Source organism: Thalassospira lucentensis (genome assembly GCF_032921865.1).
Lineage (GTDB): Bacteria > Pseudomonadota > Alphaproteobacteria > Rhodospirillales > Thalassospiraceae > Thalassospira > Thalassospira lucentensis_A.
Map to the genome: position 1 here is coordinate 2,309,392 of NZ_CP136684.1, position 14,169 is coordinate 2,323,560.

Annotated in this window: 14 protein-coding genes and 2 tRNA genes; 8 read left to right on the forward strand and 8 right to left on the reverse strand. The window is 55.9% G+C overall.

All coding sequences use genetic code 11. The annotated features are described in order from the left end of the window. Nucleotides 1-30 precede the first annotated feature (30 nt). Complete coding sequence (locus R1T41_RS11280) at nt 31-936, reverse strand: LysR family transcriptional regulator (protein WP_317337102.1); 906 nt, start codon at nt 934-936, stop codon at nt 31-33. Nucleotides 937-1,036: 100 nt separating this feature from the next. On the opposite strand from R1T41_RS11280, the gene R1T41_RS11285 reads away from it, so the two are divergent. After that, the gene (locus tag R1T41_RS11285) at nt 1,037-1,867 is read left to right on the forward strand and encodes an NAD(P)H-dependent oxidoreductase (RefSeq protein WP_317337103.1); all 831 of its coding nucleotides are present in this window, start codon (nt 1,037-1,039) and stop codon (nt 1,865-1,867) included. 66 nt (nt 1,868-1,933) lie between these two features. Here R1T41_RS11285 and R1T41_RS11290 read toward each other — a convergent pair whose 3' ends face one another. Continuing rightward, nucleotides 1,934-2,920, reverse strand: coding sequence for a CoA ester lyase (locus tag R1T41_RS11290; protein WP_317337104.1), 987 nt, complete (start codon nt 2,918-2,920; stop codon nt 1,934-1,936). Nucleotides 2,921-3,331: 411 nt separating this feature from the next. Here R1T41_RS11290 and R1T41_RS11295 point away from each other — a divergent pair, with 411 nt between their 5' ends. Continuing rightward, complete coding sequence (locus R1T41_RS11295) at nt 3,332-4,492, forward strand: GGDEF domain-containing protein (protein WP_317337105.1); 1,161 nt, start codon at nt 3,332-3,334, stop codon at nt 4,490-4,492. Nucleotides 4,493-4,643: 151 nt separating this feature from the next. Then, nucleotides 4,644-6,500 carry a calcium-binding protein gene (locus tag R1T41_RS11300; RefSeq protein WP_317337106.1) on the forward strand — a complete coding sequence of 619 codons (1,857 nt, stop codon included), beginning with the start codon at nt 4,644-4,646 and terminating at the stop codon, nt 6,498-6,500. 12 nt (nt 6,501-6,512) lie between these two features. Here the strand turns inward: R1T41_RS11300 and R1T41_RS11305 are convergent, their stop codons facing one another. Next, a complete protein-coding gene (locus R1T41_RS11305) occupies nt 6,513-7,034 on the reverse strand; it encodes a glycine cleavage system protein R (RefSeq protein ID WP_062949479.1) in 522 nt (173 codons plus the stop codon). A 254-nt stretch (nt 7,035-7,288) separates the two neighbouring features. Here R1T41_RS11305 and R1T41_RS11310 point away from each other — a divergent pair, with 254 nt between their 5' ends. Continuing rightward, nucleotides 7,289-7,777, forward strand: coding sequence for a fasciclin domain-containing protein (locus tag R1T41_RS11310; protein WP_062949478.1), 489 nt, complete (start codon nt 7,289-7,291; stop codon nt 7,775-7,777). A 71-nt stretch (nt 7,778-7,848) separates the two neighbouring features. Here R1T41_RS11310 and R1T41_RS11315 read toward each other — a convergent pair whose 3' ends face one another. Together R1T41_RS11315 and R1T41_RS11320 are read right to left on the reverse strand one after the other, a co-directional pair. Further along, on the reverse strand, nt 7,849-8,601 hold the full coding sequence (locus R1T41_RS11315; RefSeq protein WP_317337108.1) for a tellurite resistance TerB family protein: 753 nt from the start codon (nt 8,599-8,601) through the stop codon (nt 7,849-7,851). Between the two features lie 219 nt (nt 8,602-8,820). Further along, nucleotides 8,821-8,897, reverse strand: a tRNA-Arg gene (locus R1T41_RS11320). A gap of 335 nt (nt 8,898-9,232) precedes the next feature. Here R1T41_RS11320 and R1T41_RS11325 point away from each other — a divergent pair. The 3 genes from R1T41_RS11325 (at nt 9,233) to R1T41_RS11335 (ending at nt 11,127) form a co-directional block, all read left to right on the forward strand. Beyond that, entirely contained in the window at nt 9,233-10,354 is a 1,122-nt protein-coding gene (locus R1T41_RS11325; protein WP_062949475.1) for a hypothetical protein, read from the forward strand. 110 nt (nt 10,355-10,464) lie between these two features. After that, on the forward strand, nt 10,465-10,833 hold the full coding sequence (locus R1T41_RS11330; protein WP_062949472.1) for a DUF4169 family protein: 369 nt from the start codon (nt 10,465-10,467) through the stop codon (nt 10,831-10,833). A 78-nt stretch (nt 10,834-10,911) separates the two neighbouring features. Continuing rightward, nucleotides 10,912-11,127, forward strand: coding sequence for a hypothetical protein (locus R1T41_RS11335; RefSeq protein ID WP_317337109.1), 216 nt, complete (start codon nt 10,912-10,914; stop codon nt 11,125-11,127). On the opposite strand, the gene R1T41_RS11340 is transcribed toward R1T41_RS11335, so the two are convergent. The 3 genes from R1T41_RS11340 to lipB all read right to left on the reverse strand — a co-directional run bounded on the left by R1T41_RS11340 (nt 11,124) and on the right by lipB (nt 13,688). Beyond that, nucleotides 11,124-11,663: a hypothetical protein gene (locus R1T41_RS11340; protein WP_062949470.1), complete on the reverse strand. Its 540-nt coding sequence runs from the start codon at nt 11,661-11,663 to the stop codon at nt 11,124-11,126. The genes R1T41_RS11335 and R1T41_RS11340 overlap by 4 nt on opposite strands. A gap of 347 nt (nt 11,664-12,010) precedes the next feature. Further along, nucleotides 12,011-13,030, reverse strand: a complete 1,020-nt coding sequence (locus R1T41_RS11345) for a diguanylate cyclase (protein ID WP_317337110.1) — start codon at nt 13,028-13,030, stop codon at nt 12,011-12,013. After that, the gene (gene lipB, locus R1T41_RS11350; protein ID WP_062949464.1) at nt 13,023-13,688 is read right to left on the reverse strand and encodes a lipoyl(octanoyl) transferase LipB; all 666 of its coding nucleotides are present in this window, start codon (nt 13,686-13,688) and stop codon (nt 13,023-13,025) included. The genes R1T41_RS11345 and lipB overlap by 8 nt, the downstream gene beginning before the upstream one ends. Before the next feature lie 117 nt (nt 13,689-13,805). On the opposite strand from lipB, the gene R1T41_RS11355 reads away from it, so the two are divergent. Further along, nucleotides 13,806-13,892, forward strand: a tRNA-Leu gene (locus R1T41_RS11355). The last annotated feature ends 277 nt before the right edge of the window (nt 13,893-14,169 follow it).

The window sequence follows — 14,169 nt, forward strand, 5'->3', positions numbered from 1 at the left end:
TTTCATGTGCCTTGTGACCTGTTTTGATGGCTATTGGTTCTGTTTTACCAATGTGATCAGTCTGTCACGCAGCCAACGGTGCATGGGGTGGGTGGTGGTCCGGTCATGCCAGACCATTGCCATGTCAAACCCGGTTACCGGTAAGGGTGGTGCAAATTGCTGCAGTCGGTCTTCCCGGTTCAGGGCAAGGCGACCGGGAACAAGTGCGATCATGTTGCTGTGTGCGACAATTTCCGGGACAACCAGAAAACCGGGGGCGGAAAGCATAACCCGTCGTGTTTGCCCCAATGCGCTGAGGGCTTCGTCGGCAGGCCCATAAAAGCCGCCGCCCCGGGGCGACACGATCACATGATCGAGTTGGCAGAATGTCTCAATATCAAGACCATTACTAATGGCGGGATGGTCGAGCCGGGCAATCGTGACATATTCCTCGCGATAGATTTTGCGCATGCGCAGGGTTTCCGGGGCTGTTTCCGGCGTGGTCAGGGCAAGACCGACATCCCCGCGGATCATCTGTGTTTCGAGGTTTGCCGTATCAATCGTGCGCCATGCCACCCGGATGCCCGGTGCCTCGACGCGCAGAACATCAAGCAGCGGCATCAGCACCGAATACTGGACATAGTCACTGGCGGCAATGGCGATGGTTGCCGTGATGGATGATGGATCAAACCGGCTGTTTTGCAGTAGGACCTGACGGACGCCTTCAAGGGCGGCATGCAGGGGTTCCTGTAATTCAAGCGCGTGTTCGGTCGGGATCATGCCGCGCTGGGAGGGTAGCAATAACGGATCGCCCAGTTGATCACGCAGACGGGTCAACCGCGTTGAGAGGGCCGGTTGGCTGATGCCAAGGCGCTGGGCCGCGCGTGTCACATTGCGTTCGACAAGCAGCGTATCAAGGGTGACCAGAAGATTGAGATCAAGCTTGTTGATATCCATTTTATTTATACCAAAACAAAAATTTTTGAATTTCAAAGATACCACATGCCGGGTCCATGATCAGGCATCGAACATGATCCACAGGAAAAGGACCGGTATCATGCCCAATATTTTGATCGTCCATGCCCACCCCGAGCCCAAATCGTTGACCAGCGCCTTGAAAGACGTTGCGGTTGAAACCCTGCGCGAGCAGGGGCACGAGGTCAAAGTCAGTGATCTTTATGCAATGAAGTGGAAGGCCGTCGCCGATGAGGCCGATTTTACCGAACCGAATGATCCGGATCGGCTGATCTATGTAGCCGAATCCAAGTATGCCTATGCCGGTGGCACCCAAAGTGCGGACATCGCCGCCGAGCAGGAAAAGCTTTTATGGGCCGATGCGGTTATGTTCAGCTTTCCCATGTGGTGGTTCGGGATGCCTGCCATCATGAAAGGCTGGTTTGACCGGGTGTTTGCTTATGGCTTTGCCTATGGCGTGGGGGAGCATAATGACAAGCACTGGGGAGACCGGTATGGCGAGGGAACCCTTGCCGGGCGGCGCGCGATGGTGATTGTGCCGATTGGCGGCCGTGCACCGCATTACAGTGAACGTGGCGTGAATGGCAGTCTTGAAGACATTCTTTGGCCGATCCATCACGGAGGGCTGTTCTATCCGGGGATGGATATCATGCCGCCATTCGCGGTTTATCACACTGACCGGATGGATGAGGCCGGATGGCATGATGCGGTGAAGGATTTAAAGCAGCGCCTGCAGGGCCTGTTTACCGATGCACCGATCCCCTATCGCGCGCAAAATGGCGGTCACTATGACGCGCAACAGCGCCTTAAGCCAGGATTGGGACAGGGTGCGGGTGGCACGGCCATGCATCTGGTGCAATCTGGTGATCCGGAAGAAATCCTGCGGGGTACGGTCCGGCGTCTGGCGTCGTGATCATAATGTATCAAAGGGCTGAAACAGTGTGTTCGGCCCTTTGATCAATCTTGTTCGGTTTTCGACCTAACCTGCGTCGCGTGCGGCAATCGCCTCGGCCTGCCGGACCATGACTTCGGCCTGTTTGATCGATGCGATATCGATCAAACGACCATCTAGGGCAACCGCGCCGGCACCTTCGGCCTGTGCCTTGATCATGGCTTCCAGGATGCGTTTGGCTTTGGTGACTTCGGCCTCGGACGGGGAATAGACATCGTTGGCAAGGGTGATCTGGCTGGGATGGATGGCCCATTTGCCTTCGCAGCCCAGAACCATGGCGCGCGCGGCCTGTGCACGATAGCCATCCGGATCGGAAAAATCGCCAAACGGACCATCAATCGGGCGCAGACCATTGGCGCGTGCGGCCACCACCATGCGGGCAATGGCGTAGTGCCACATATCGCCCCAGTGATAATCGCGCGGATTATCGCCATCCTTGTCGGTCAGCACACCATAATGCGGGTTAGGTCCACCGATGCCGGTCGTCATTGCCTTGGTCGAGGCGGCGTAATCGGCCACACCAAAATGCAGGCTTTCATTGCGTTTGGATGCACCTGCAATTTCGTGGATATTCTGCATGCCAAGGGCGGTTTCAATGATCAGTTCGAACCCGATGCGCTTTTTGCGGCCCTTGGCGGCCTCGATCTGGGTTGCCATCATATCAAGCGCATAGACATCGGCCGCCGTTCCGACCTTGGGGATCATGATCAGGTCAAGCCGGTCACCGGCCTGTTCGAGTACATCGACGACATCGCGATACATATAATGTGTATCAAGGCCGTTGATGCGGACCGAAAGCACCTTGTCGCCCCAGTCGATATCGTTGATGGCGGCAATGATGTTTTTGCGCGCCTGTTCCTTGTCGTTTGGCGCAACCGCGTCCTCAAGATCAAGGAAGATGGCATCGGCCTTTGATCTGGCGGCCTTTTCAAACAGTTCGATGCGGCTGCCCGGAACGGCCAGTTCGGACCGGTTCAGACGTGCTGGTGCCGGGGTCGGTGTGGTGAAGCTCATGGTAACGTCTCTCCAAAGCCTGTCATTCTGGAAGGATCGGCCTGTTTGTGTTTGGGCCAAGCTTCCGGCGTTAAATGCTTTTGTCCCGTTTTCGGGATCGTACCGTGGCCGCCGTGACAGAATTCTGCGCCTGCGGTCATTGTGCGCCGCAGTAAGATAGAGCGAATTTGATCCAATTTATGGTGCGCATGCTAACAGATGCAAGCCATTTTGCGCACACGACCATTGTCTGATGCCTATCGGAAGGCAACACGGAAACGGGTCTTTGCGGCTGAATTAGAAAAAACGCAGAAACACGGCATAAAGCAATGGCCCCTTAAGGATGCAGTGGTTAGATTACCGGCGATATTGCGGATCGGGCCTGCCCGATACCGTATCCTTGGGGGAATTTCAGGCAGAACCAAACGGCCCATGCGTCGCGCTTATTCCATTCTTGTCTCGGCCGGGCTGGCACCCTTTCTGATATTGGGGGCCTGTCTTGTGCTTGCGCTGTCACCCGGACTGGTTCCGGGTGAACTGGCGGGGCTTGTGCGATACGGGCCGTTCATCCTTGCGGTGCTTGGCGGTGCAATCGGGTGGTGGTTTAACCGCGGGCGGGCGGTTTTCGTCATGATCCTGCTTTTGGTCTGCTACTGGCTGCTGGTGGGGAATAGTGGCGGTTTTTCCTCCGATGGCCTTGCCTTCATGCGCATTGCGACGCTTTATCTGATCCCGGTCAATCTGCTGGTGCTTGGTTTTACCAAGGAACGCGGGGTTCTTAATCCGCGTGGCATTGCCCGGATGCTGGTGCTGGGATTGCAGCTTTTTGTCATGCTGATGCTGGCTGGCAAGGCCGATGTTGGCGCGGCGCTTTATCAGGTACTTAATTACCGGCTGATCGACACCGGAACCTTTATGGCCGATATGCCGCAACCGGCCCTGATTCTGGCGGTTGTTTCGGTCGGTATTCTGCTTGCGCTGCATCGGCCGCTTGAAACCAGCTTTGCCGCCGCGATCATTGCCATTGCGGTGGCGACCGTTATGGGGCCGGGGTTTATCAAGTTCGGTTATCTGGCGGCGACGGGTGTGGTTCTGGCCGGGTTGGCGCAGGAAGCGTGGCGGATGGCGTTTGTTGATGATCTGACCGGTTTGCCCGGTCGTCGGGCATTGGGCCATGCCTTGGCCGAACTTGGCAGCCAGTATGCGATTGCGATGCTCGACGTCGATCATTTCAAGAAATTCAACGATACCTATGGTCATGATGTCGGCGATATCGTGTTGCGCAAGGTTTCGCGCGAACTAGCACGCGTTGGCGGCGGGGGAAAAGCCTTCCGTTATGGCGGCGAGGAATTCACCGTTGTCTTTGCCGGACGCAGTGCGGAAAAAGCCCACGAACCGCTGGAAGCCCTTCGTAAACGGATTGCCGCAACCAGAATTGCCCCGCCCGACAAAAACAAGACCGTTTCGGTCACCATCTCGGTCGGTCTTTCGGAACGGGATGAGGATATTGATGATCCCTGGGCGGTGCTGAAACAGGCGGATGAAAAACTTTATGCCGCCAAGCAGGCGGGGCGCAACCGGGTTGCGGTTTAAGGGCGTCATTGGCGCGATGTCGTGCCATTATTGGCAGAAAACCTGCATTTCCGGATGAAAATAGAACTATATTTAAGGTTTTGTTTTTCTTTTTTGAATCACCTATAGGGCGCACCGTGGGGTCGTTTCATTTAACGACAGGAGGTCTTCTATGGCACGGATCATCGGTACAAACGAAGACGACGTGTTGAACCATACCTCTCGTGGTCGTGATATTATTTATGGGCTGGATGGTGATGATGAAATCCATTTCAGCCAATCAGACACGGTGATTGGTGGGGCCGGGGGCGACAGCTTTTTCGTCAGTGGGCTATCTGACGATTACGTGCTGTCATATGCGACCTCTGAGGAGCCACTGACATTCAAGTTTTACAATAATGAAGATGCCCCATCAGGCGAACAGGTCGCGCAGCTTGACGCTAGTGGTGGTGACGCGGATGGCGATCAGCTGATTGTTGGGGAGTATGGCGACCATGTTTCCCAGAAGTTGGGCGTGATTGGTACTGACGGAGACGACTATTTTGAAGGAGAAATAAGTGCGGTCGAAGGTGGCGGCGGTGCCGATACCATCAACTTTGATTTTCGCGATATATTTCCCAGTTCCTACTCCCGCTATGCGCCGACTGTTGCATATGGCAGTTCGCCCGAAGCCATTTATTTCGATCAGGACAGCATGATCGGTTATGGCGGGGATGCCGAGGGGGATGTGATTTCCTTTGCCGATGATAGCGAGTTGCGCGATCTGAATATACGCGGATCAAATCATGATGATCTGCTGATTGGCGGTGAGGAGCGGGGCGGAACGCTGTTTGGTGCCGGTGGTGACGATATGATGATCGGCCGGGGCGGTGATAATGCAATGTCCGGGGATAGCGGTAGCGATACCCTGATGGGACGTGCCGGTGATGATTTTCTGACAGGGGGCAGCGGTGCTGATTTCCTTGATGGAGGCAGTGGGCAGGATACTGTCAGCTATCAGACTTCGGCCGAAGGTGTGCATATCGACCTTGGTGCTGGCATTGCCGGAGGCGGGGATGCGGACGGGGATGTGCTGACGGATGTCGAGGGCATTTTCGGAACCAGCCACAGCGACCTTTTGATCGGTGATGAACAGGGTAATAATATTGATGGCTATTTCGGCTACGACACCATCTATGGCAATGGCGGTGACGACACGTTAACCGGCATTACCGCCTATGGTGGCGATGGTAACGATACTCTTTCGGGTTCGGAGTATGGACAACCTGATCGCGATTACCTTTACGGTGATGGCGGTGATGACACCATTCTAGGCAATGAAGGTGGCGACCGTCTGTATGGCGGAGAGGGGAATGACACAGTTCTCGCCGGTTACACATATTACGGGGACGATCTTTTCCCGCCGGATGGCACTCATGCCGATGGTGGTGACGGTGATGACATTGTCAAAGGCAATAATGCGGATGACTTTCTTTATGGCGGTGCCGGGGACGACCTTATGGAAGGTGGTCTTGGTGACGACGCGATGTATGGCGGTGATGGCCAGGACATCTTGCGGGGTGGGCAATGGGAGGATCTGCTATCGGGTGGCGCAGGACGTGACCTTCTGGAAGGTGGCCGGGATGATGACCGGATGTTGGGGCAGGACGGTCATGATGTCCTGAGGGGAGAGCATGGCGAAGACCTGTTGTTTGGCGGGGATGGCAATGATCTTCTGACGGGCGGCCAATCGTCGGACAGTTTCGTCTGGGCTACGTTCGAAGGCGGGGCGGAACGTGACCGTATTACCGATTTTGAAGCGGGCGAAAACGGCGATCGCTTTCTGCTTGGCAAAACATTTCAGGAAAAAAGCGGCATCGATGATTTTGGTGATTTCATCAATCACGCAGAACAGAACGACACGGGTGTTTATGTCGATTTCAGTGGTGGCCGACATTACAGCTATGGCGTTCAGATCGACGGGGTCGAGATCGGCGATCTGGTCGCTGATAATGTGGTCTTTGACGTAGATGATTACGGGACTTTGTAACCAGCTACACTGTTAAAGTTCTTCAAACCGGAACAGCATGCGCATTGATCCGGCAGTGTTGGCAAGTGTTGCCAGACAGGCGGCAGCACGGTCAGCCGGAATGGCGATAGCAAAGCGTGTGGTATAGATGCGTGCATCCTTTTCATCGGTTGCCGATGCCGCCAGTTGCACGATGTTGGCGTTGAATTCGATGAAAATCTCTGACAGCCGGGCAATCAGGCCGGGTTGATCAATGCCGGAACACTCAATCATATGGGTTGCCCCCGGTGCGCGGGTCAGAAGTGGGGCGGGCTGAATTTCTTCGACCGTGATTTCGGCCTGTTCCATAGGCAATTCAAAAAGGGCGGCTTCGCATTCGGTGATCGGGCAGGTGTCGGGAAGTTCGCAGGTGGTAATGAAATTTGCGCGTCCCTGATCAAGCATGAAACTGGTCGGACCAAGATTGGCCCCGATATCAAACAGACGACCGGATATATCCGATACCAGGCCGACACGATCGGTGCAGGAAATGGTGATGCGCGTATTGGCGTTCATGCGTGGGGCTCCTTGAGGCGGTCGTCAGATGGCATCAAGCATAGCATTCCTTGCCACTTCCGGGCACGGGCTTTTTCCCGTTTTCAACTTGCACAAGCGTTCCTGTACGCAAGCCAGCCTGATGTGGATGTCAGGGTGGCTATCACAATTAAATGAAGCATCACGATGGATCCGTTTACCGGGCACGGCGCGTAGGTTTTTCGACAGCAGAGATGTCGGGCACATCCGACAATATATGGACAGGAGTTCGAAACATGACTGCTTTGAAGAAAACCGTGATCGCAACCGTTGCCGCAGCGGCATTTGCATTGGCAAGTCTTCCGGCAAAGGCGGCTGACATCGTTGATACGGCGGTATCTGCCGGGTCCTTTAAAACGCTTGTTACCGCGGTTCAGGCAGCCGGGCTTGTCGATACCCTTAAGGGTGAAGGACCCTTTACCGTGTTTGCGCCGACCGACGAAGCCTTTGCCAAGCTGCCGGCGGGCACGGTCGAAGACCTTCTGAAGCCGGAAAACAAGGAAAAGCTGGTCGCCATTCTGACTTATCACGTTGTACCGGGCAAAGTGATGGCAGCCGATATCGCGGGTAAGGAAATGGAAGTTGCCAGCGTGCAGGGCGACACCATTGATGTGAATGCCACAAGCGGCGTCATGGTTGATGGTGCGACAGTAACCCAGGCCGATATCGAAGCCGACAACGGCGTCATTCACGTGATTGATACGGTCATCATGCCTGCGATGTGAGCCGGGCTGACAGGATATTGCAACTGCAGGCCCGAACGACACTGTTCGGGCCTGTTTTTCGTTGTCTGGGCTTAAGCGTTTGCGAATTCCTGCCGCGCACCTTCGGCCTGCGTATCAAGGTGGGTGCGCAATTCATCGGGCAGGCCAAGACATCCGGCAAGCCTTGAAAGATATTGCTGTTCAAGTTGATCATCGGGATCAATCGACAGGCTGGATGCCAGATAGATTTCCGCACCCTGTTCGCTGGTTCGGGCCAGCCGGGCAATCGCCAATGGGTCAGCATCGGCGGAAAAGGCATCAAACAGAAAAGCCTTTTCCGATGCACCCAGTTCGAATTGTTCGATCTGGGCTGCAATGCGTTTGTGTTCGGTCTGATCGATATGACCATCCGACTTGGCAGCAGCGATCATCGCGCGCACCAAAGCAAGGCGGAAATCAACATCACCTTCGCCGCGTTCCTGTTCAGGGGCAAAGCCGCTATCGGCAGGAATGCTGGCAAGATCGGTATCACGGGCATGGCTTTGCGGTTTCTGGCGGTTGCTGTAATCGCGCCATGCCTTGTAGGCGAGGCCTGCAACCAGTGCGGTGCCGCCGTACGCCAGCACCTTGCCGCCCATTTTGCGGCCCTTTTTCGACCCGAGAACCGCAGACATCAATCCGCCGCTTAGCGCGCCACCGACAAGACCGCCTCCAAGGCCGCTATTGCCCAGCGCCTTGCCGATCCCGCCGGACGATCCGCCGGAAGTGGCTTGCTTGATCCGGTCGCCGATCTGGCCGGTACTGCCGGAGCCGAGTACGCCACCGAGAATTTTTCCGATATCCATTCCTGTCTCCTTGCGGGTTACGGGGCCGTTCCCCTGATATGTTTGAGGGACCGGCAGGGGCAAGGATGGCGGGGAAAAGTTGCACGATAAGGGCGGGGAATTGGCCAAAAGGTGTAATCCGGTTCACATTTCGGCGGTTTTATCGGATGAAAGCGGGGGCGCGGTGCTGCATGATCCGGAAATGGCAAAGGCCCGACGCGTTAACGTCGGGCCTTTGAATGGCGCGCCCGGAAGGATTCGAACCTCCGGCCTTCTGATTCGTAGTCAGATGCTCTATCCAGCTGAGCTACGGGCGCTTTGCCTTGGTTTCCGCCGGTTTGCGTTTGGTGCTCCCCGTCGGCGGAGCGGAACTTATGCAAACGAGCGGGGCATTGCAAGCGGTAAATTTCAAAAAACCGTATTTTTTCCGACAGCAGGTTTTTTCACGCTGCTAGGGCCTTGTTCTGCCCCGGTTTGTTGCGTTTGACACGGATATGACAAACTATGGCTAAAAAAGGGGCAAATGCGTCTTGTTCCACACGTGGTCGTGGACTAAGATGCATTCAATCCCGGGGGAGCAGGGGCTTGTTTCAATTCATAAAAAAGCAGGCCCAGGGAGATTCGCTTATTCCTACTTAGGTAATAGATCGAAATGGCCGTTCGTAAAACCTACCTCGCCGTAATCGGCGCCGCCCTTTTGCTGGGGGGATGTTCTTTTTCTTCAGAGGCCCTTTGGCCGACTTTGGCTGGCGAAGAGAATGCCGGCACTGAAAACTCGGCCGCGATGGCCGATACAAGCGGGGCAGATGCTACGACGTCGACCGATGTTGCGCGCAGCTCTCAACCGTTGACCGGCATGTCGCAGACCGGGACCTTTGTCGGGTCCAAGGTCGAAAACATGCAGGCCGAACTCAATCGCCTGAAATCGGCGCTGAGTGATCACAGCAACGAATTGCAGCAGCTTCGTGCGCAGACCGTTCGCAACTCGCAGGCCTATCACGGGACTGTGGCAGCGATCAGCGCGCGGCTTCAGGTTGGTACCACGCCGGGCAACCCGGTTCTGGTGCAGCAGTGGAATACTGCACAGCAGGAACTTGATCGTGTGAATGACGATATCGCGGCGATGAATTCGCTGGCCAACAAAGTGGCCGCTGATTCGACGCTGTCGACTTTCCTTCTGGAATCTGTCCGGTCTGCCTATCAGGTTTCCGGCGCGGTTGACGAAGATCACCGTCAGCTCGCACTGCTGGAAGACGAAACCAACCGCACCACGGTGCTGATTGACCGTCTTCTCAATGAAATCAGCGAAGGCCTTGCCCGTCAGACGTCTTATGTCAGCAACGAGCGTGCGAACCTCAATGCGCTGGCGCTGGCTGTCAAGAATGGCGAGATTTTCGGCGACGCGCTTTCCAAGCGTGTCTTCCAGTCGCAGGCTGCACCGGCATCCGCCGGTAGCAGCATGGCATCGACCAGCGATCGTCCGCTGGTCGTTATCCGTTTCGACAGCCCGAGCGTGAAATACGAGCAGGCGCTTTATAATGCGGTCAACCGCGTTCTGGAGCGCCGCCCGCAGGCCAGCTTTGATGTTGTTGCGGTAACGCCGAATCGCGGGACCCCGGCGCAGGTTGCGCTGAACAGCAACAAATCAAAACGCAATGCACAGTCGGTTCTGCGTTCCCTGACAGATATGGGAATGCCCAGCGCGCGTGTTCGTGTTTCTGATGCGACCAGTGCCTCGGTTTCGGCCAACGAGGTCCACGTCTTCGTCCGCTAAGACGGATTGAGGCAGGTTTTATCAACGGTTTGCCAAGCTTCTAGGCGGGTGCCCTGATCAATCGGGGTGCCCGTTTGTCATTTTGGACCGGGATGAAAGGGGACGTTCGCATGGGCGATCTTGTTAATCTGCGGCAGGTGCGCAAGCAGAAGAAACGCAGTGCCAAGGAAAGGCAGGCCGATGCCAATCGGGCCCTGCATGGCCGCACGCGGGGCGAGCGTACGAAAAAGGACGCCGAGGACCGCAAGGCCGACAGGCAGCATGACGGCCATTATCGAGGTGCCGTGTCGCCCGCCGATGATACCAAGCCCCATGGAACGGACGATAACATCGAAGCGGCCAAGCGCGGCGAAGATGCCGGTGATAGTGAGCGCGCCGATGACGGTGCCGGTGCTTCCGATGCCGCGTCGTCCGATACGGATAATGTGGTTTCATTCTTTCGGGCAGCCAATCCGAATTCCAAACCCGACAACGACTAGAAATGGCGACACCGTGGCCGGGTTGATTCGCCTTGCCGCGCGATAAAATCACAAGCATCGTATTATCGGGAAAACAGGGTGACGAGGGTACGTTGCCCGGCTGTTGGCTGTGGCGGTACGGACGCGTACCCGGGCACAGTCGGCGGGCAAGTCAGTGGCCATCGGACGGGTATCCGGGCCGACCGGATCGATACCGGTCTGGTCAATTCCGGCACCGCCCTGGTTCCCCCAAATGGTGCCGGTCCGCAAATCTTTCATGCCGGATCGCCTTGGGCGTCCGGGATGGTCCCCTAGCTTACAAGCGTTTCCGCTTCGCGTTTGCTTTGGTCAAGGGCCTCGTCCCAGCCCATCAGCCAGTCTTCATGGTCGCGGCTGTCTGATGGATAGGGGTTCTCGGTCAGACGATGGGAACCCAGTCCCGCCGAAAAGCCCGATCCATAAGCAGGATTGGGAAGATGGCGTTCATGCACAACCGGCGCATTGGTGTCGTAAATCTGATTACGGAATGCCGGTAGCGAACACAATACCCCGTCATCAATGCCCATTGGATAGGCCATCATCATGGCCCGACCAAGGGACGTGATGGACAGGCTGCCATCCGTTTCGGTGTGCACCAGACCAGCAATTTTCAAATGTGAAATTGCTATGCTGATCCGCCGCCTAAGATCGGGCGTGTCTTCGACAATGATCTGGTTGCCATCATCATCGGTGCAAAACAGGGATAAAATGCGTTCAAGAAGGACGCTTTGGTCAAGGTTGCCTTCGGCACCGCGTAGTACCGTCAACATCAAGGCGGGATCGCCAGGCACGAAATCAGTCGCAGTGGACATCAGGAGCCTCCGTTCTGTCCGAACCGAATTCCCTCCCATTGGCAGCTTCTCTCTCTCGTTTTCAGGCCCGTCGCCGGAACCCTGCTGCCTTTTATTATTATAGTTTGCAGATATGTTTCCATCTTGTGAAGACAAGATTGCGCTTTAGTAGAATTTTTTGTTTCCCGGACGGATTTTTGCCGCGGGTTGCGCGTTAGCCGATGAAAAATATGGAAAATTTTGTGAAGTGCCGGCGATTTGATGCCGGTTGGGAAGGCGATCACATTTTCGATATTGTGGGGTGGTCTGGGGTATTCCCCGCGACAAGGGGCCTTTCCTGCGCTGGAAAACGCAAAGGCGTGTCGGGTTCAGTCGCGGGATTTTGATTTGTCGGGCTTGCCGCTATCTTTTTCACCATCGGGATTGCGCCAGACCCGGACCTTGTTCCGCCCGCCTTCCTTGGCGGCATAAAGGGCCTGATCGGCCTTTTCGATGATCTGTTCGATGGTGCGGGTTTTGGTCATCGGGGCGGCCCCGATGGAGGCGGTGACAGGCAAAATCGTGCCGTCATTAAGCGTAACCGGGGATGCTTCGATGACGCGACGCAGGCGTTCAAGGACACGTGCGCATTGCTTCATATCGGCATTTGGCAGGCAAATCAGGAATTCTTCGCCACCATACCGATAGACCTTGTCGAACGGGCGGACATGGGATTGCAGGATACCGGCAACCGATTGCAAAACCAGATCACCGGCCTGATGGCCGTGGGTATCGTTGACCGCCTTGAAATGATCCAGATCGACCAGGGCAATTGCGGTTGGTGTATCGGTTCGCACCGCGCGTTCGCGTTCGGTGCCAAGATCGCCCAGCATGGTTTGCCGGTTATAGGTCCCCGTCAACGGATCAACATCGGAGCGCGCCGTCCGGAACGCGCGTTCAAGACGGCGAAGCTGCGCAAAAAACGATTCGGCGCGCAGGGACAGCATTTCAAATTCGGCTTCGTCGACATCGCCGTCGATCTCGTGGCCTTCCAGAAGCCGTCTGGCAGATGCGTGAAGCTGTTCATGAGTGGCGGCAAGCGCATGCATCGCAGGCTGGTCTATGAGCCTGTTGTGGCGATTAAGCGCATACCATGCCCCGAAGTCACAATCGTGATCATCGCTGTGGTCATGAAGGGGGGCTGGGCCAGTCTTGCCAGCAGGCAGGGTAAGGCGACGGCTCCATCCCAGCAGAAGCGAGATATGCTCGCTTAACGCCTTGTCGAGTTCGGCCAGAATATCGCGTTCCGCGTCGGCCATGCCGACTTCGGCGATGCTTTCGCCCATCTTCCGGGAATTGCCCGGTTTGGCTTTGCTGTTTTTGGCAACCTTTTTCGGGCTGTCACTCATCTGCGAATCCGGGGAACACTTCGACAAAGGTCTGTTTTAACAGCCTATCGAGTTCCGCCATAGAAATATCGACGCCAAGATCGGCAAGGCTGGTGACGCCGTGATCGGAAATACCGCAGGGAACAATCCCGCCAAAGTGCGACAGATCGGGGTTCACATTGATTGCAATGCCGTGGAACGTGACCCAGCGTCGCACCCGCACACCGATGGCGGCGATTTTATCTTCGCGTCCGCCTTCACGGGTAACCCATATTCCGACCCGGCCATCGCGGCGTTCGCCGGCAACGCCAAGCAGTGCCAGCGTGCGAATCACCCATTCTTCAAGGTTATGGACATAGGCCCGAACGTCCCGACCGCGCCTTTTGAGGTCCAGCATCAGGTAGACAGTGCGCTGTCCGGGGCCGTGATAGGTATATTGGCCGCCGCGTCCCGCGTCATAGACGGGGAAGCGATCCGGATCGACAAGATCTTCGGCATGTGCGCTGGTTCCGGCCGTATATAGCGGCGGATGTTCCAGAAACCATACGAGTTCCGTGGCTTTGCCTTCATGGATGGCTTCGGCGCGTGCTTCCATTTCGGCCAGTGCTTCGGGGTAGGAAACCAACCCGGAGGCGGTGCGCCAGTCGGGAATTTGCGCGGCAGGGGCGATGGTTTGCATTTTTCCTGTCAAATAAGTGAAATGAGCCCTTGATCAGGGGTAACCTTTTTGCTATCTCCCTTTCCGCACCAAGGCAAGCCCGCAAAATTACCTCATGGGTTTGCAGACAAGACATATGCGGTCGTGGCGGAATTGGTAGACGCGCAGCGTTGAGGTCGCTGTGGGCTAACCCCCGTGGAAGTTCGAGTCTTCTCGACCGCACCATTATCTGGATCTTTCCTTCGGGAAGGGTCATGAAAAAGAACCCGCCAGAGATGGCGGGTTTTTTCGTTTCTGATGATCCCCATATGAAACGGGACCGCTATCGGATCGGGAACGTGGAAAGTTGCGGTGTGGTGTTGAAAATTATGCAATGCTGACCCTTGCCGTGTTTGGGTGATTCTTTGAACTGAATGCTTCAAACCGGCTTGAAAGTGCTCTACGCTGTGCGCCCCACTTAAAGACAAAATAATCAGGATTTAACCAATTTAAGGTTAATTTG